The 19,080-nt window shown below is 48.3% G+C and carries 16 protein-coding genes and 1 pseudogene; 13 read left to right on the top strand and 4 right to left on the bottom strand.

Annotated features, from left to right (window positions below; all coding sequences use genetic code 11):
• Window positions 1-103: 103 nt before the first annotated feature.
• The 6 genes from MKY96_RS05210 to MKY96_RS05235 all read left to right on the top strand — a co-directional run bounded on the left by MKY96_RS05210 (window position 104) and on the right by MKY96_RS05235 (window position 9,452).
• Window positions 104-1,018 (top strand): ABC transporter permease, encoded by a 915-nt coding sequence (locus MKY96_RS05210; RefSeq protein ID WP_340938968.1) that lies wholly within the window; start codon window positions 104-106, stop codon window positions 1,016-1,018.
• Between the two features lie 11 nt (window positions 1,019-1,029).
• Window positions 1,030-1,926, top strand: a complete 897-nt coding sequence (locus MKY96_RS05215) for a carbohydrate ABC transporter permease (protein ID WP_340938970.1) — start codon at window positions 1,030-1,032, stop codon at window positions 1,924-1,926.
• Window positions 1,927-1,956: 30 nt separating this feature from the next.
• Entirely contained in the window at window positions 1,957-3,579 is a 1,623-nt protein-coding gene (locus tag MKY96_RS05220; protein ID WP_340938971.1) for an extracellular solute-binding protein, read from the top strand.
• Between the two features lie 156 nt (window positions 3,580-3,735).
• Window positions 3,736-6,642, top strand: a complete 2,907-nt coding sequence (locus tag MKY96_RS05225; RefSeq protein ID WP_340938972.1) for an alpha-mannosidase — start codon at window positions 3,736-3,738, stop codon at window positions 6,640-6,642.
• A gap of 58 nt (window positions 6,643-6,700) precedes the next feature.
• Entirely contained in the window at window positions 6,701-8,335 is a 1,635-nt protein-coding gene (locus tag MKY96_RS05230) for a hypothetical protein (RefSeq protein ID WP_340938973.1), read from the top strand.
• A gap of 88 nt (window positions 8,336-8,423) precedes the next feature.
• Complete coding sequence (locus MKY96_RS05235; protein WP_340938974.1) at window positions 8,424-9,452, top strand: SGNH/GDSL hydrolase family protein; 1,029 nt, start codon at window positions 8,424-8,426, stop codon at window positions 9,450-9,452.
• 116 nt (window positions 9,453-9,568) lie between these two features.
• Here MKY96_RS05235 and MKY96_RS05240 read toward each other — a convergent pair whose 3' ends face one another.
• Window positions 9,569-10,606, bottom strand: a complete 1,038-nt coding sequence (locus tag MKY96_RS05240; RefSeq protein WP_340938975.1) for a LacI family DNA-binding transcriptional regulator — start codon at window positions 10,604-10,606, stop codon at window positions 9,569-9,571.
• 97 nt (window positions 10,607-10,703) lie between these two features.
• Between MKY96_RS05240 and MKY96_RS05245 the strand changes: the two genes are divergently transcribed.
• The 7 genes from MKY96_RS05245 (at window position 10,704) to MKY96_RS05275 (ending at window position 17,311) form a co-directional block, all read left to right on the top strand.
• The gene (locus MKY96_RS05245) at window positions 10,704-10,955 is read left to right on the top strand and encodes a hypothetical protein (RefSeq protein ID WP_340938977.1); all 252 of its coding nucleotides are present in this window, start codon (window positions 10,704-10,706) and stop codon (window positions 10,953-10,955) included.
• An 87-nt stretch (window positions 10,956-11,042) separates the two neighbouring features.
• The gene (locus MKY96_RS05250; protein WP_445671418.1) at window positions 11,043-12,032 is read left to right on the top strand and encodes an ABC transporter permease; all 990 of its coding nucleotides are present in this window, start codon (window positions 11,043-11,045) and stop codon (window positions 12,030-12,032) included.
• A gap of 14 nt (window positions 12,033-12,046) precedes the next feature.
• Window positions 12,047-12,931 (top strand): carbohydrate ABC transporter permease, encoded by an 885-nt coding sequence (locus MKY96_RS05255; protein WP_340938978.1) that lies wholly within the window; start codon window positions 12,047-12,049, stop codon window positions 12,929-12,931.
• A gap of 48 nt (window positions 12,932-12,979) precedes the next feature.
• Window positions 12,980-14,569, top strand: a complete 1,590-nt coding sequence (locus tag MKY96_RS05260) for an ABC transporter substrate-binding protein (RefSeq protein ID WP_340938979.1) — start codon at window positions 12,980-12,982, stop codon at window positions 14,567-14,569.
• Between the two features lie 93 nt (window positions 14,570-14,662).
• Window positions 14,663-16,213, top strand: a complete 1,551-nt coding sequence (locus MKY96_RS05265) for a glycoside hydrolase family 32 protein (protein WP_340938980.1) — start codon at window positions 14,663-14,665, stop codon at window positions 16,211-16,213.
• Window positions 16,194-17,084: an ROK family protein gene (locus MKY96_RS05270; protein WP_340944453.1), complete on the top strand. Its 891-nt coding sequence runs from the start codon at window positions 16,194-16,196 to the stop codon at window positions 17,082-17,084. Before MKY96_RS05265 ends, MKY96_RS05270 begins: the two co-directional genes overlap by 20 nt.
• A 65-nt stretch (window positions 17,085-17,149) precedes the next feature.
• On the top strand, window positions 17,150-17,311 hold the full coding sequence (locus MKY96_RS05275) for a hypothetical protein (protein ID WP_340938981.1): 162 nt from the start codon (window positions 17,150-17,152) through the stop codon (window positions 17,309-17,311).
• Between the two features lie 136 nt (window positions 17,312-17,447).
• Here the strand turns inward: MKY96_RS05275 and MKY96_RS05280 are convergent.
• The 3 genes and pseudogenes from MKY96_RS05280 to MKY96_RS05290 all read right to left on the bottom strand — a co-directional run.
• A pseudogene (locus MKY96_RS05280) lies at window positions 17,448-18,296 on the bottom strand (aldo/keto reductase); the annotation flags it as partial.
• Between the two features lie 244 nt (window positions 18,297-18,540).
• Window positions 18,541-18,690 (bottom strand): DUF2642 domain-containing protein, encoded by a 150-nt coding sequence (locus tag MKY96_RS05285; protein WP_340938982.1) that lies wholly within the window; start codon window positions 18,688-18,690, stop codon window positions 18,541-18,543.
• A gap of 66 nt (window positions 18,691-18,756) precedes the next feature.
• Window positions 18,757-19,050, bottom strand: a complete 294-nt coding sequence (locus MKY96_RS05290) for a phosphatidylinositol kinase (RefSeq protein WP_340938983.1) — start codon at window positions 19,048-19,050, stop codon at window positions 18,757-18,759.
• Window positions 19,051-19,080 lie beyond the last annotated feature (30 nt).

A 19,080-nucleotide genomic window follows, 5' to 3' on the forward strand; every position in this document is an offset into this window, starting at 1 on the left:
AATGAATGCGCTTGCAAACGGCTGAATCGTGGAGTTCAGGTGTCTGTGAGCCTAGTACCAGCCGTATCAGACTACAACACGTTGACAGTCAGGAGGCGTTAATGTGAAGACAAGTAATAACAGGTTCATAGCCAGAATGATCAGGCACCGCTATCTCTACCTTATGGTGCTTCCCGGCTTCCTGACGCTGTTAATTTTTCATTATTTTCCGATGTACGGAATTCTAATCGCTTTCAAGGATTTTAACGCTTCTAAGGGGATATGGGGGAGCGAGTGGGTGGGATTCAAGTATTTCCTTTCTTTTTTTAATGATCCCATGGCGTTTAGAGTGTTGAAGAACACGTTGCTTCTTGGTTTGTATACTTTATTCTGGTCGTTTCCGGCGCCGATTATATTGGCTCTGCTGTTCAATGAACTAAGGAATAAAAGATTTAAGAAGATGGTTCAGACGGTATCTTATTTCCCGCATTTTATTTCCGTCGTCATTGTTGCGGGAATGCTGAAGGAATTTACGGCAAGAGACGGCTTGTTTAATAATATTGTCGCCTTTTTCGGCGGAGAGCCGGTTATGTTTCTTCTGGAGTCGGATTTTTTCCGGTCCATCTTCATTTCCTCCGGTATATGGCAAGGCGTCGGGTTCGGCACGATCATCTACCTTGCCGCATTAAGCGGAATAGATCCAACGCTTTATGATGTGGCTGAAGTAGACGGGGCAGGCCGGTGGAAGAAGGTTGTGCACATTACATGGCCCTCGCTCAAGCCGACCACAATCATTTTGCTGATTTTCGCCGTAGGAGGAGTTCTTGGGAGTGATTTTCAGAAGATCATTCTGCTCTATTCCCCTGAGACATATGAAGTAGCGGATGTCATTGGGTCTTATGTTTATCGTCAAGGTATACTGGGTGCGCAATATGAGTACACCACAGCAATCGGAATGTTTATGTCGCTTATTTCCTTTATTGTTCTTTACTTGGCCAATTGGATTAGCCGCAAAGTGTCAGAGACAAGTCTGTTCTAGGTGGTGGGAAGTTGAAAAGGGATAGCTTAGGCTCCAGAGCTTTCGATGTAATAAATGTTGTGATCATGCTGTTGATTCTGGTTGTTGTACTGTATCCGATTCTGCACATTGTCGCGACATCGCTAAGCGGTGCAAGTTACATCTCTTCCGGGAGCGTAACGATTTGGCCTAAGGGATTTAATCTGGAAGCCTACACGACGGTATTTCATGATCCGTACATTTTTAAAGGGTATCTGAACTCAATTATTTATGCGACAGGCTCGACGGGGATCATGCTGTTTTTTACGGCAATGATGGCGTACCCGCTCACGATCCCTGGATTTGCAGGTAAGAAATTTTTGACCTTCTTCCTTATGATAACGATGTTTTTCGGCGGCGGTTTGATTCCGACCTATCTGCTTATGCGCAGTCTGAACCTGTTAGACACGGTATGGGTCATGATTCTCCCGGGCGCAATCAGCGCTTATAACGTATTTTTATTTCGTACCTTCTTTCTAAATATCCCTTCTGAGCTGAAGGACTCTGCTTATATCGACGGGGCGAATGATTTAGTGGTCCTATTCAGAATTATACTCCCGTTGTCGAAAGCGCTTTTTGCAACCTTTGCTCTGTTCGGTCTGGTCGGAAGCTGGAACAGCTGGTTCGAAGCCCTGATATACTTGCGGGATCAGGATAAGTACCCTTTGCAGATGGTATTAAGAAACTATCTGTTCACTTTGGATACGACTGCGATTCAAGGCCGGGTAGGAGGCGGTGCTGTTGCTGTCAATGCCCCGGGAGAAACACTTGATCCGAAGGCGGTACGAATGAGTGTCATTATTATAACCATGTTTCCGATTATGTGCATATATCCCTTCTTTCAGAAGCATTTCACCAAGGGATTATTCGTAGGCTCCGTCAAAGGCTGAGATTTATCGTACAAATTAGGGGGGAATGAAATGAACAAGCTGGCGAAAATACTTGTCCTCGGGTTGGCCGCACTGATGATTGTTTCAGGATGTTCGAATGAATCCAAAAATTCTGCCACTGATGGTGGGAATCAGGAAGTGATGCGCTTTTCGGTGACTCTGCCTACGTATGGTGTGGATAATCCGAATAGTCTCGTAGGCAAGGAATGGCACAAACGTATGGAAGCATACATGGGTAAAAAGGTGGAGATTGATTATAACTATATTCCGTCTTCCGAGTATGACGAGAAGGTCAAACTCATGATTGCGAGCGACGACCTGACAGACTTCTTCGTGACGCCGTTATTTTATGATACGAGTGAAATGGCTGCTCAGGGCCAGCTCCTCGAATTAGCCCAATATAAAGAGTTAATGCCGAATTATATGAACTACATTAGCAAGGTGAAAAATGGAATGACGCGGGTAACGAATGCTGACGGCGAGATGTATACCTTTATGGAAACTTCCACTCCGAGGTTCCCTGAGGATCGCGGCATGCTCATTCAGAATACGTCCTCTTACCGCTATGACGTGTTCAAAGCGAATCATATCGAAATTCCAAAGACGCTTGATGAATTTTATGAGGCAGCCAAAAGTCTTAAAAAACTCTATCCCGACAAATATCCCGTCGCAACCAAATGGAATAGCCTGAGATCGCTGTTCTCTGCGAACCATATCAAGGATGAAATTTTCTGGAACGGTGAGAAATATGTATATGGGGTTCTGGAAGAAGGGTTTAAAGATGCGCTCCAATTTGCAAATAAGCTGTATGCGGATAAGCTGTTAGATCCGGAGTATACGATTGATACAGATGATACGCTGAAAAGAAAGGCGCTGAACGGCGACAACCTCATGTGGCTGACGCAGTGGTTCACCACTCCGGCGGAATACACAAGAACGGCCAACGATGGCAAGATTTTTGCAGTTTCCCTGTATCCTGACAATCCGAAGTACGGGAAAGCCTGGCAGGAAGTGGTGAATGGCAATACTCCTGATTTGGGCTGGGCAGCTTATGGCCTAAGTTCAAAAGTGAAAAACCCCGAGGAGTTGATCAAATTCATTGATTATCAATATTCGGAGGACATGATCAGACTCATCACCTGGGGAATTGAGGGCACGACCTATACGATGGGGGAGAATGGTATTCCGACCTTTGTAGACTCGTTGAAAAATGCCAAAGATCCATGGCTGGAAGGTGATAAATATGGCATGCGGGCAAGCCGGAATCATAATCCTGGCCTGCAAATGGTTAGTGATGCAAGAGCGTTTGTAGATTTTGCCGCGACAGACTATACCGTGTTCAACGGCAAGTATGAAGAGGTGCCGATTGAGAAGTCGCCCTTCCTGACAAGCTTACCCATGCCTGAGAACGAATACGTTCCTTCCTGGCTGAGCGAACCTTCGATTCAGCTCACAGGCGATGAGAACCAACGGATCTCGGAGATTATGAACCCGGTTAAAACGTTTGTTACGGAAGAACAGGCTAAATTCGTGGCCGGCAAGAGCAGCTTCGATGATTGGCAGGAATTCATAGATAAGGTCCAAGAAATGGGCGCCATTGATGAAGCTCTGAAAATTTATAACGATGCTGCGCAAAGAGTAACAGCAAATTAAGATAACTAGGATGTGAGAAGAGCTTTGAATGAGAAAAAGGAGATTTTATTCCATGTCGAAAAGCTTCTGAATAAAAGAAATCAATTTATGATTACAAAGGTTTCTTCAATAGAGTTTTCAGGTTTTACGACAAAGGAACAGCTGTTCATTCATGAAATGGATGAACAACCGTTCCAGAGCATTCCCAGGGGACAACAGTGGGGGGAGAATTGGGGGTACGGCTGGTTCCGCTCCACGATTATCGTCCCTAAGGAGGCCGAAGGCAAACGGCTGGTGGCCATGCTTGATTTTGGATCCGAAGCGACGGTGTATGTTGACGGCATCGTGAGTGGCGCAAAGGATCTTAACCATCATTATATAACCTTAACCCGTTCGGCAAAAAGCGGCGAACCATTCGAGATTGTCGCAGAGGCGTACGCCGGCCATTCCAATTCCCAGCCGGTGTTCGGAGAGTCACAGCTCTGTATTTTTGAAGAGGAGGTGTACCAGTTTTTCATTGATTTGGAATGCCTGTATGATCTTCGCAATCATCTTGATGTCAAATCTCTCCGCGTTGCGGAGATAGACCGTTGTCTGACCCAGGTATTTGCGGCGTTGGACCTAACCCTGCGTCAGGAATTGCTGGGAGAGAACGTAAAAGAGTGCAGGGAGATCATGAAACCGCTTTTATCCTGTGTCAACGGTTCTACGGCGCCTACCCTGTACCTTATGGGACAGTCCCACCTGGATGTGGCCTGGCTGTGGCCGATTGCCGAGACGAAGCGTAAGATTGCACGGACCCTGTCCAATCAGCTTGCGCTCATGGATGAATATCCGGAATATACCTACATGCAGAGCCAGCCCTATTTGTTCCAGTTGGTCAAGAGGCTGTATCCAGAACTGTATACGCGGATCAAACAAGCGGTGAAGGAAGGCAGAATCATTCCCGAAGGCTCCATGTGGATAGAGCCTGATACGAATCTTACTGGCGGCGAAAGCCTGATCCGCCAGGCGATGCACGGCAAACGCTTCTTCAAGGAAGAATTCGGCGTAGACAATGAAATGCTGTGGCTGCCTGACGTGTTCGGCTATTCCGGGAACCTGCCGCAAATCATGAAGGGTTGCGGGATAAAGTATTTCGGTACCGTTAAATTGTTCGGTACTTATGATAATGTGGCAGATCCGTTCCCGCATAATACGTTTCTGTGGGAAGGGATCGACGGTTCGCAAATCTTGTCGCATCTGCTTAACTATGGGGATTACTACCCGATTCGGATCAGTCCGTCATTCTTGATCAATCAGTGGAAAGACCGCGTCCAGCTTGAAGGGATTTCTACACGGCTCACGCAGTTCGGGCATGGCGACGGAGGCGGAGGCTCGAGCCGGGACGATCTTGAGTTTATGCGCAGGCTCGGCAATTTGGAGGGCGTTCCCAAGACGAAGCACGGCTCGCCAATCGAATTTTTCCGGGATCAGATCGAAAAGGGCATCCCTGATGCCAAGTATGTGGGAGAGCTCTATTACCCCGCTCACCGGGGGACGTATACAACACAAGCGGTCATCAAAAAGCTGAACAGGAAGGCGGAAATTGGCTTCCGTGAGGCGGAGTTGTGGGGGGCTGCAGCGGATCACTTGAACAGCCGGGTCTATCCGTACGGGGAGATGGACCGTCTGTGGAAGGTATTGCTGCTGCACCAATTCCACGATATTCTGCCAGGCTCGTCTATCCACCGCGTCCATGAAGAGGCGCAGCTTGAGCTGATGGAATTGAATAAGGACATGTACAACATGGCGTCTGAAGCAAGAGATGCCATCACGGACGGCGAGTCATCCAGTGTTACCGTATTTAACTCGCTGTCCTGGAGAAGACAGGAACTGGTTGCACTACCTAATGGCGTTCACGGAATTGCGAATAGCAATGGAGCCGTTCTACCAGTGCAATTGCACGAAGGAGTCAGCTATGTCCAGCTGGAGGCTCCTTCCATGGGCTGGTCCACCTACAAGACTGAACCGGAAGTTCCGGCCGTTCCTGTTCTGTCCACAGTCTTTGCAAGTGAATCGCATATGGAGAATGAATGGATTGACCTTGGAATTAACGAAAAGGGTGAGATTACACGGGTTGTCGATAAGGAGACCGGTACGGAATGGGCAGCAGACTGCTGTAATGTCATGCGGATGTACCGGGATCAAAATTCGGATTTCGATGCCTGGGAGATTGACCGGCGCTACCGCTTGGCACCCGTTGAGCTAAACGCCAACGCCAAGATTTCCGTTACTGCGAATGGACCGCTCTTCGCGAATATTCGGGTGGAGCGGGAATTGAATCATTCGACTATGATTCAGGATATCCGGTTGCTTGCGGGCAGCCGCCGGGTGGAGTTCCATACAACGATTCAGTGGCGCGAGAAGAATAAGCTGCTGAAAGTCGATTTCCCGGTTCGCATTCATACGAACGAGTCCCTGCAGGAAATTCAGTTCGGTCACGTCAAGAGGCCGAATCATGCTTCGCGTCCGCATGATGCGGATCGTTACGAAGTGGTTCAGCATAAGTGGTCTGCCCTTGCTGAGGCCAACCGCGGCTTCGCACTGCTGAACGACTGCAAATACGGCATTTCCGTCAATGATAACACGATGAGCCTGACGCTGCTTCGGGCTCCGACCTGGCCGGATGAAACGTCCGATCAAGGGGTGCATCATTTTACTTATGCATTTACGTTCTGGAACGGTGCGTTTCTTGATAGTCCTGTCGTGCGCGAAGCATATGAGCTGAACTATCCTGTCAGCCTTGTGCCTGGAGGAGGGGGCGGGACACACTCTGTACTCTGCATTGATCAAGCCAATGTGATTGCGGAGACGGTCAAGCTTGCCGAAGACGGATCGGGTGATTGGGTGGTGCGTCTGTACGAGAGTAAAGGGGCCTCTGTAGTCTGCAAGCTTCACATCGGGCTGTCCGTGGCGGAGGTTAGTGAAACCAATATGCTGGAGGAGAAGATTGCAGAAGTGCCGCACGAAGGCGGAGAAGTTATGCTTAGGCTTCGTCCGTTCGGGGTGAAGACCCTTCGATTGGCGCTACGCAAGGCGTGATATGAATAAACAGGGGATTTCATTCTATCCAATTGACTAAGATCGGGAGGCCAACAAAATGACAATGAAACAGTGGAAAAGTGCGGGAATATGGACTTGCCTTGTGCTGCTGCTGCTGCTGATGATGACGGCGCCGGGCGGCGCGTTTGCAGCGCAGGCGGATGAAAGCGGCGCCCGGCAAAATCTGAGCAGCACAAAGAAAGGGGTCCAGGAGCCGTTCAAGATCAAGATCGTGGATGCCGAGACGGGCCGGGGCATTCCGCTGGTTGAGCTGAAGACGACGAACAACATTCTGTATTACACGGATAGTGCTGGTGTAGTGGCGTTCAGTGAACCCGGATTGATGGATCAGTCGGTCTTTTTCCATCTGTCGAGCCACGGTTATGATATCCCCGCCGATATGTTTGGCAATCGCGGGCAGGCTGTGCAGATTACGTCCGGGGGCACGATTACAATCGAGATGAACCGGGTCAACATCGCTGAACGGCTGTACCGGATTACGGGTCAAGGCATTTATCGAGACAGTATGCTCCTTGGTCTGGGGGCGCCGATTCAGGAGCCTCTGATAAACGGTCTGGTCATGGGACAGGATTCCGTACAGACGATCACGTACAACGATAAGCTGTACTGGTTCTGGGGCGACACCGACAGACCGGCGTATCCGCTGGGGAACTTCCGGGTGACGGGAGCAACTTCTCAGCTGCTGCAAAACGGCGGATTGGATCCTGATGCTGGTGTGAATCTGGACTATTTCACTTCACCGGACGGTTTCGTCAAAAGCCTGGTGCCGCAGCTGCCAGACGGTGCCGGCATAGCTTGGGTGTTCGGTTTGATGACTGCCAAGGACAGTACAGGACATGAACGCCTGCTCGCCGGATATAGTACTCACAATCCCGGACTCAATGCTTTCGGCATTCTTGCTTTTAATGACAATATTAAGGAATTCGAGCAGGTCGTCCAGTTCCCTTCCATAGACGATTGGCGTCATCCGGGCGGCCAGGCGACCTATTATGAGGAGAACGGCCTGGGGTATTGGCTCTTTACCGAACACCGGATGCCGAATTTGCGCGTTCCCGCAAGCTATGACGCTATCATCGACTATACTCAATATGAATCGTTTACAGCTTTAACACCGGGAACGACGTACAACGGAGCTCAAACGTCGTTGGAACGCGACGCAAACGGCCAGCTTGTATGGGGGTGGAAAAAGAATACTCCGCCGCTTAAGCAGGATCAAGAGAAGGAGCTGATCCATTTAGGCGTGATCCAAGCGTCCGACCTGCAATACTATCAATTGAAGGATGCCGATACCGGCGAAGAGGTTCAAATCTCCTCAAGCTCCGTCGAATGGAACGCTTACCGGCAGCGTTATGTGATGATCGGGCAGCAGCTGCAGGGGAAGACATCGGTGCTCGGAGAAATCTGGTACGCGGAAGCTCCGGCGCCTCAAGGTCCATGGACTAATGCCAAAAAGATCGTTACGCACGATAATTATACTTTCTATAACGTTGCCCAGCATAAGAACTTCAATAAGTATGGCGGCCGGGTAATCTACTTCGAGGGGACTTATACGAATACGTTCACGAATCATGTCGCGACACCACGGTATAACTATAATCAAATCATGTATAAACTTGATCTGGGGAATCCGGAGCTAGGGCTTACTCCGGTTCAGGGGAAGACTGGTCAATAGCGAGCCTGGTCATATGCATTAACTGAATAAGGACTCTTCCGGAAGTGCTGTAGGTTTTCCGGAGGAGTCCTTTAGGGGAGGAGTTACTTTGGATTTTGACTTTACCAAGTACACCAGGCTGATGGGGCGATTTGATCTAACGGACAAAGGGAATCCGATATGCGGATGGGTCAACAGTGCTGTTCATCTTGCCTTCCGGGGTACGGCCATCTCTATGACAGCGGAGGATTCCGGCGGCCAGGATTACGTTGAAATCGTATTGGACGGGATCGCCCGTAATTGGATTAATCTGAAGAAGGGGGTTCATGCATACATAATCGAACAGGGACTCCCGGATGGTGAGCATACTTTGGAAATTCACAAGCGGACAGGGATTTTGACCGGAAACATCGCTTTTCATCATTTTTCTCTTCCTGACGGCGGAAGCTTCCTTGCCCCGCCTGCGGCCAAACCTATCCGGCTTGAATACTTTGGGGATTCCATTACAGATGGAGCAGGGATCGGTCATCCGCATGAGCTCGCTGAAGCCCCGCATCTTGACGACGGCTATATGTCCTATGCCGGGATCAGTGCCAGAATGTTGAACGCGGAATATCATACGATGGCCATTTGCGGCATTGGCGTTTGGCAGGATGCGGTAGGGAATAAGCATGGATTGCCGGAGCATTTTTTCGGGACCCTTGGCAAAGAGACGGCGCCATGGGACTTCTCCAGATATATTCCTGATGGAATTATCATTAATTTGGGTCAAAACGATTATTCAACGCCAATTGATGATGAGAAGTATATAGCCGCTTATTTAAAATTCATTCAGGTTATCCTGGATCAATACAATGATCCCTATGTTTTTTGCTGTGTTGGAACCATGAACAACAACTATCTGGCCAGTGTAGATAAGGTCGTGGCTTATTGTAATCAAACTGGAAACGGAAAAATATTCTTGGTTGATTTAGGGCTGATTCATCCAGAGGTAGAAGGCTGGGGAGGCCGTTACCATCCCGGCTATCAGACGCATTACCGGATGGGGTGGGAGCTTGCCTCTTTTATATCCGCCAAGACCGGATGGGAATTGCTTAAGCGTCCGTTGATTGCTACGGATAATTGCTGCATGAAATAAAAAACAAGGAACCCTTTCAGCATAACGTTTGCTGAAAGGGTTCCTTATTGTAAGCTTCGCGACACGCGCAACAATCAACTTCTGCCAACGCGCAGTCCACGGCATGGTTCTACACTCTACTCCTCATGACCCGTCGATTGACGGAAAAGCGGCATCGTCTTCACATGCGTAACCAGCGGAGGTCTACCGGGATTTTCGATTTTGGACAGAAGCATCTCGGCCGCAAGAAAGCCCATTTCGGACCGGTGGATATGAACGGTGGTCAAGTGGGGTTCCACGATTCGCGACTCCGGGGAATTATCGAATCCGCAGACCTTAACCTCACCAGGAATTTGAATATTAAGGTCCTTTAAGATACGAATGACATTAATCGCGATGTAGTCATTGGCGCATACGAACGCAGGCGGAAGATTAGTCATGCTGGCTAGTCGCTGCTTAAGCCACTTATAGTCAGCGATGCGCCGGTCGTCTTCGAGAATGCAGAAGGATTCATCAAGATCAATCCGGGCGGCATACATGGCTTTGGTGAACCCGTCCCAACGCTCGTTGAAGCTCATGCAGTGGCGGGAATCGCCGATAAACCCGATCTCCGTAATTCCTTCATCAATGAGCTTCTTCGTTATACTGAAAGAACTGTGAATGTTCTCCATCAGCAGCAGATCTGCCTTCATCTCAGAAAACGTCAGCTCTGCTGAAGCGTCAATGAATAATGTCGGGATCTCAAATGACGTAATAAACTCCGAGTAGCTCTTGTCGAACAATTCGATACAGACAATGCCATCTACTTTACTTTTGTCGAAATTGACAGGAAGAGCCGACGAATCGAGTTCATTCTCTCGAACGATATGTATCGACAAATTAAAGCCTTCGGAGCTGATTTTTTGTTCGAGACCGCTTAGCAGTGATGTGCCAAAATGTGAATTGTTCGGCATATTTGCTGTAAGCAGGGCGATATTGCCGGTTTTTTTGGCAGGTGTGACTTCTTGTTCGAACAAGGCGAACTGCTTGTAATTCATATCAATAGCTTTTCTGACCACTTTGCTGCGTGTCTCATCCGGTATAGAAGGATTATTATTTAATGCTTTGGATACAGTATTCCTAGATAGTCCAAGCGAATCGGCTATATCTTGAATGGTTACTTTTTCTTTGTTCAAAGAGAATGGCTCCTTTAGCAGAAGTAGTGCGTTCTCGACCAAAATAATCGTAGTATAAAATAATGTAATTGTCAACTTAATTGTTACAAATGAACAAATGGAGAAAAAGGAAAAAGAACGAGTGTTAAGGTTTACATTTTGTGCAAAAGTAAACAAATGCACAAAGAAGGTGGATGGTGTGCATTCACCTCGTTATGGCTTTTTCGGAATAGAAAACTATTATTTCGTTGTTTTAAGCAGGGAAATTAATGAATTTTACGTTATTAAAATGAAAGAGTGCTTTTTAAGTGTGCATATGTTTACTTTTGTAGTCGTAAAAAGTCTTGACGAAGTAATCGTGATGTTGTAAATTGAATTTGCTAAGCTGTTGACAGTGACTTATGGAAGCACTTACTTTCGCGCGAGAAGTATCCAAAATCACATTTATGTTTTGCAAATGAGTATTGAGGGGGAGGAGAAGTTGCAACAAACTTCTGGAATCACACAAAATAAAAGACCGGAAGCTAGGAATCGCACAGGACTTATGGAGAAACTCAGGTATATCAAGAACAACTATTGGCTTTACCTTTTTGTCCTTCCGGCAGTCGTATTGACTATTATTTTTAAATATCTCCCTATGTATGGTGTTCTGATCGCTTTTAAAGACTACAGCTTTCGCAAAGGTATTTTGGGGAGTGACTGGGTTGGGTTTCATCACTTCGAACGATTCTTTAATGCACCCAATTTTGAGCAATTGTTATTCAATACCCTTCAGTTGAACATTTACGGTCTGTTGCTGGGATTCCCGGTGCCGATTATTCTGGCATTAATGTTGAATCAGGTACGCAAGGCCGCGATGAAAAAGAACATTCAATTGTTCTTATATGCGCCGAACTTCATTTCTGTTGTTGTTGTTGTGGGTATGCTCTTTGTCTTATTCTCTCCAACAGGCCCGGTAAATAAATTAGTTGTGGCCTTTGGCGGAATGCCGCTCTCGTTCATGTCAGAACCGGAATATTTCCGTCCGATGTACATCCTCTCCGGAATCTGGCAGGGGGCTGGATGGTCGTCCATTATATATGTGGCTGCATTGGCCAATGTGGATCCGGAGCTGCATAATGCGGCGACACTTGACGGTGCAAGCCTGCTTCAGCGTATAAGGCATATTGATATACCAACCATCAGGCCGGTTATTGCGATCATGATCATTCTCGCGGCAGGCGGCATTATGGCCGGTGGCGGTGACAAAGCCATTCTGATGTGGAACGAAATGAACATGGAGAAATCGGATGTAATCAGTACTTATGTCTATCGGATCGGCTTCCAGCAGGCGAACTATTCGTTCTCCGCTGCCGTGGAATTGTTTAATACCGTCATTAACCTCATTATGCTGTTTACGGTGAATTTTATCGTGAAACGGGTTAACGATGGCGATGGAATTGTATAGGAAAGGAGATCATCATGGACAGTATTAAACCAACTAAGATGGACAAGGTCGTGCTCGGTGTTATCTTCACCCTGCTGGTTCTCCTCGTTGTAGCGATTATTGGTCCGCTGATTTATATGGTCGTGGCTTCGTTCATGGAACCGACGGCACTTCTGAATAAGGGGTTATCCTTCGACTTCTCAGATTATAGCCTTGAGGGATATAGAATGATTTTATCGGATGACAAAATCATTGGTGGATTTCTGAACGCGTTGCTATATTCCTCCGTTTTCACAGTGATAACGGTTTCTGTCTGCGTCTTTGCAGGATATCCATTGGCGCTCGACGACTTCGTCGGAAGAAAAATAATTATGACGCTTTTCATTATCACCATGTTCTTTGGCGGGGGTCTGATCCCGACTTATCTCGTGGTGAAGAGTCTGGGCATGCTTGATACCATCTGGGCGCTCGTGATCCCGGGTGCAGTGAGTGTCTGGAACATTATTCTGGCCCGTACGTTCTTCCGGGGCTTGCCAAAGGAAATGAACGAAGCGGCTAAGATTGACGGTGCCTCAGATTTCACAATCTTCTTTAGCATTATCATTCCGCTCTCCAAGCCTATCGTGTTTGTCCTTGCGTTATATGCTTTCGTTGGTCACTGGAATGATTTCTTTCAATCTCTGATCTACTTGGAGAATCAAGATAAATATCCGCTACAGCTCGTACTTCGGCGTATTCTGATTCTGAACAAGGTTGATCCGAATATTGTCTCTTCAATTAAGGAACAGGCTGAGTTAGCACGATTGTCCGAATTGATGAAGTATGCGGCCATCGTAGTCTCCAGTCTTCCGCTTCTTGTAATGTATCCTTTCTTCCAGAAATACTTCGAAAAAGGTGTCATGGTCGGTTCCCTCAAGTAGAGAGCCTACAGTTATATAAATGAAGACATTTAAAAGGGGAGAATTAGTATGAAACATTTTAAGAAAACAGTATCCATTATTTCCCTGGGGGCTGTTATGGCAATTACGGGATGCAGCAGCGATAAAGAAGGCGACAAAGAAAAGGGGAATTCCGGTGATCAAACCCTAACCTTCATGACGCCGAACTCGCCGCTTGCTCCTCAAGACCCGAATGAGAAGCTGATCTTCAAACGCCTGGAAGAAAAGACCGGCATTCATATCGACTGGAAAGTCTATTCGGAAGATGTGTACGTCGAGAAGCGGAATCTCGCTTTGGCCACAGGTGAGCTTCCGGATGCGCTTTTCAACGCCGGCCTCAGTGATTTCGATTTGTTGAAATTGGCCAATGACGGCACAATCATTCCTGTCGAGGAATACATTACGCCTGAGAAAATGCCGAACCTCAGTAAGGTGCTGGAACAGGCACCCCAATACAAAGGTATGATGACTTCACCGGACGGGCACATCCTCGCATTCCCTTGGATTGAGGAGCTTGGTGAAGGCAAGGAGAGTATTCACTCTGTCAACAATATTCCATGGATTAACAAGGCATGGCTGGATAAGCTTGGCCTGCAAATGCCAAAGACGACGGAGGAACTGAAACAAGTGTTGATCGCGTTCAAAACGAAGGATCCGAATGGCAATGGCAAAGCCGACGAGATTCCGGTTTCTTTTATTAATGATGACGGGGCCAACGAGGATTTAAGTTTCCTTCTCGGTTCCTTCGGAGCTGGCTTTAACGGGGATCTAACGCTGGTCGACAATGACGGCAAGGTGAACAATGCCGTATTGGCGCCGGGCTATAAGGAAGGCATGAAGTACTTTCAGGAGCTGTACGCAGCGGGTCTGATCGATCCGGAATTCATTACCCAAGACTGGAACAAATTTATAGCCAAAGCAAAAGATGATCGCTACGGCTTGTACTTCACCTGGGACAAGGCGAATGTGAGCGGCATGGACAGTCCGTTTGAACCGATGCCGGCACTGGAAGGGCCGAACGGCTGGAAGAATGTAGCCCGTGCGAACGGTATGGGATTTGACCGCGGCAGAATGGTAATCACAGCCGATAACAAGAACATCGAAGCGACGATTAAATGGATAGACGCAATGTATGATCCGTCCCAGTCTGTACAGAACAATTGGGGAACTTATGGCGACGAAACGCAACAGAATATTTTTGAAATGGACGAAGCTACTAAAATGCTGAAGCACTTGCCGCTGAACGGTGCTTCACCGAACGAGCTGCGCGTCAAAACGAGCGCTGGCGGACCGTTAGCTATTCTCGATTCCTATTACGGTAAGGTAACGACGATGCCGGACGATGCGGCCTATCGCATTGATATTTTGAAGAAGATCTATGTGCCGGATATGAAAGCTGAGCATATATATCCGAGAGTGTTTTTCTCCAAAGAGGAATCAGAGCGCCTGACCCAAACCGAAGCCGACCTGTGGCCATATATTCTGAAGAAGCGTACGGAATGGATGCAAGGCGCGAACGTGGACAAAGAGTGGGACGCATTCATCAAAGAGCTTGATCGTCTTGGCATGCAGGATTGGCTGAAAATCAAACAAACAGGTTACGACAGAGCGGGGAAATAGCCAGTTACATTATAATGCATACCGTCGGAGTGTGAGTTCATGCTATAGCAGGCCATGCTCCGACTATTATTATTCTGGAGGAGTGGGAGAAACATGAATTATACAGAGAAGTTCCGTCCGCAGTATCATTATTCGCCACAACAAAACTGGATGAACGATCCGAACGGAATGGTGTATTACGAGAATGAGTACCACCTCTTTTATCAGCACACGCCGTTCGCAAGCCAGCCCGATTTCGGAAGAATGCATTGGGGGCACGCGGTAAGCACCGATCTGGTCCATTGGGAGGAGCTTGAAGCATCCTTGCCGCCAGGTGAGGACGGTGCGATTTTCTCTGGAAGCGCGGTAGTCGATACACAAAACACTAGTGGTTTTTTTGATGAGTACGGGTCAGGGCTTGTGGCGATCTATACGAATAACGACAACAAGGTGCAGCCAGGTAAGCCGCAGGTTCAAAGCATCGCCTACAGCAGAGACAAGGGACGGACTTGGACAAAATATGAAGGAAACCCGGTCTTGTTTCCGGAGACGACGCTTGATTTCCGCGATCCGAAGGTATTCTGGCATGAGGATACATCTAGTTGGATTATGACTCTGGCTGTTCAAGACCGTGTGGAGTTCTACACTTCTCCGAATTTGAAGGAATGGGCATTTGCTAGTGCATTTGGCGCTGACGTCATCGGAACACATCGCGGCGTTTATGAATGTCCGGATCTATTCTCGATTCATGTCGATGGTGATCCCAATCAGAAGAAGTGGGTGCTCATTCTAAGTGTGGGCGATTGTAATGGAGTGAACCCGAACGAACCTGAACCACCGGCAGGCGGCTCCGGTATGATGTACTTCGTCGGCAGCTTCGATGGTAAGACATTTACACCTGACGAGCCTATTCTTTCGGTTCATGATGTGAAATGGATTGATTTCGGGTCCGATTTCTATGCAGCCGTCACCTGGAGCGATATACCGGAAGGAGACGGCCGCAAGCTCTGGATCGGCTGGATGAACAACTGGCGGTATGCCGGGACGCTTCCGACTGACAAGTGGCGGGGAAATGCATCCATTCCACGGGAGTTGAAGTTGAGAACCTATGGGGAAGGCCTTCGTCTGGTGCAAGAACCGGTAGAAGAATTGAGAAGGATAGGTTCACCGCTTATGGCTCTGGAGAATGTAACCTTGGTTCCGGATATGAATCCGCTGGCGGACATCACCACTGATAGAGCGGAATTGACCGCGGAATTCGAAATTGGAACCGCAACGGAGTTCGGAATGAAGGTTAGAAAGTCTGCAGATGAAGAAACGGTGGTCGGGTACGATACCCTCAAGATGGAGTTGTTTGTCGATCGCACGAATTCAGGCACTACGAATTTCCATCCGGACTTCGCAGCTAAGCACCAGGCACCGCTGACGCCTGTGAATAACCGTGTACGCATGTCCATCTTCATGGATTGGTCTTCGATTGAAGTGTTCGGTGGTGAGGGTCTAGCGGTCATCTCGGACATGATTTTCCCCGCTTCCGAGAGCAACGGACTTGAGCTCTACGCGGTTGGCGGAGACGTAAAGCTGGTGTCGCTCCAAATCAATGAGCTGGGAAGCATATGGAGAGATGAGGTCAAGGAGGAAGCTCATGCGTATCGGGGCAATTGAAGCAGGCGGAACAAAGTTTGTCTGCGGTGTCGGGAACGAAGAAGGGGAGATTGAGGATCGGATTCACTTTCCGACCCGTCGACCCGAAGAGACGATGGAGAATGTCATCGCCTACTTCCGGGAGAAGAGAGTCGATAGCATAGGGATTGGATCATTTGGTCCGATTGACCTCGAACTCTCCAGTCCGACTTACGGTTATGTGACGACAACGCCAAAACCTGGCTGGTCCGGATATAATTTCGTGGGTACGCTAAAATCGGTCTTCGATGTTCCGGTTGGTTGGGATACGGACGTCAATGCTGCCGCGTTGGGCGAAGCCACATGGGGTGCAGCACAAGGATTGGATAGCTGCGTCTACTATACGATCGGGACTGGCGTAGGAGTCGGCGTCTATACCGAGGGTAACCTGGTACATGGACTTGTTCATCCAGAAGGTGGACATATCCTCACAAGGCGGCATCCGAACGATGACTTTGGTGGCAATTGTCCCTATCATGGCGATTGTCTGGAAGGTATGGCCGCCGGCCCGGCGCTAGAAGCAAGATGGAAGGCTAAGGGCGATACCCTGCCGGAAGACCACCCGGCATGGGAGATGGAGGTGTTCTACATCGCGCAGGCCATATCGAATGTCATCCTGACGTTATCCCCTAAGAAAGTCATTCTCGGCGGGGGCGTGATGAAACAAATCCACTTATTCCCGATGATCCGGGAGCAAGTAGGCAGCCTTCTAAATGGATACGTGAGTGCCAAGCCGATTGTATCGGATATCGGACATTATATTGTAGCACCTATGCTCGGCGATAATGCTGGCTTGTGCGGGGCATTAGCACTGGGAGTACAAGCATTCGATTCACGCTCAAAGGTAAGGTAGTGGTTGAATGATGTTAGAATAAGTGCATAAAAAGCTGCCGGATTGGCGGCTTTTTATGTATTTAGATGGTTGAAGCTGAAGCATTAGGAAGCTGTCCTGCTTTCAGTGGGGAACATTGGCTCGAAAAAGAGCTGGAATCAGGAAGAATAGGTTACGTTGCTAATACAAGAGCTAAATATTCATTAGTTTGGGCAGTTCCAAAATTAAAAACAGAAGAACAAGCCTAAATTGAATCTTTTGGTTTTAAAAGAATTGCGGTTTTAGATATGTAATTATATAGTTCACTAAATATTGAGAGAGTGAAATTGTTACATTGGTCCAATAGGCCCATGCAACCTGCATGGGCCTATTACTCTATTCAATTTACTTCCCTCCACCCGGAATAGCAACCTCATGCCCAACGGTTGCCGCCATGCGGGCAATCGATTTCGGATCGGAATTTCTAACATTTACGTCGATGCGAGGGGTGTACGCAGCTTCCAGCCTTGCAGCTTCTTCGTCAGATAGCTTGATCGAGAGGGCTTTGATCGCATCGTCAATATGGCTGGTTTTGAGCGCTCCCACGATGGGGGCGGCAATGACGGGGTTGCGGTACAGCCAGGCGAGGGAGATTTCGGCACGGCTGACTCCGCGCTCCTCTGCCACTTGGCCAATGGCTTCCACTATTTTTTGGTCGGCTGTGGCAGTTGCCTGGAAGTATTGGGCAGCACCGGTTTCGGTCGCGGAGCGGGCCGTTTGTGCACCCCAAGGCCGAGCCAGGACACCCCGCGACAGCGGACTGAAGACCATGGTCTGAATCCCTTCGTCGGCACAGAGGGGAATCATTTCATTCTCTTCCTCGCGGGCGATCAGGTTGTAGTTGTGTTGCATGGAGATGAAGCGGGCCCAACCGTGCTCTTTCTGGAGATGTAGGGCCTTTGCGAACTGCCAAGTTCTCATGGTGGAGGCGCCCAAATAGCGTACTTTTCCCATTTTCACGAGATCATGGAGGGCTTCAAGCGTCTCTTCCCATGGGGTAAAAGGGTCCGCCCGATGAATCTGGTACAGGTCGATATAATCCGTTCCAAGACGTCGCAAGCTGTGGTCAATTTCCGTCATAATCGCCTTGCGGGAGAGCCCGAATGAATTAGGTCCTGAACGCATGGGAGCACCCAGCTTGGTGGCGATGACGACGTTCTCCCGTGTAGTGTAATCCTTGAGCACCCTGCCGACACTCTCTTCGCTGGCCTATGGAACGACGGAACGCTCATCTTCGCAAGTTGTGTCAAATCCTCAATGCGGAATGAATCCTGATAATGATTCAGAATGTGCTCGATTGCGTTTTTAATATGAACGCTTGGACTCCCCTCCGTTACAATTTGTCGTAAGGAGTCACCGTGTTCACCGTGCAGCACCTTGTATAGAATTTCTTTGGCAAATCAAAAAAAGAGCTACTGTCGTAGCTCCCTCACAAAAACTATTCTGGCATGATCCAGACAATCTCGCAGATTCGTACGAAAAACTTCCGGCCCCTGGTATCCAATACAACGTGGTCTGGCTTAACTTCCACTAAGCAGCCGCTAATCACTCCGCGAGTGGTTTCGAGCACTACCTGGTTATACATCATCCTATGCTAATGCCCACATAAAGAACTGGGCGGATGCCCATACAATAACGAATTCCCTAATCACTATTAAATGAAAAATGGAAGCAAGTACAAAGCTGTAATGGCACCAAAGGGGATCGGTCTTGGATAAAAGCGGCGGCGCGGGTAGAATCCCGGATAGTATCCGAATTGTCTGTAGGCTGTTGCGTTAGCAGGCATTCCGTTCATCTGGCCCATCATTTCATTTGTGGGAATGGCAAGTATAACGTTGTTCTGATCGATTTGAGCAATAAACCCGTCGTGAGACTGACCGTCCGTTGTCGTAATACCGACATACTTATTCATACAATTCCAGGCAACTTGTTGATAACTCGTTTCCATAGGTAACCTCCTCAAATACTATCTCGTCAA

The sequence above is a fragment of the Paenibacillus sp. FSL R7-0302 genome (assembly GCF_038006885.1).
Classification (GTDB): domain Bacteria; phylum Bacillota; class Bacilli; order Paenibacillales; family Paenibacillaceae; genus Paenibacillus_AQ.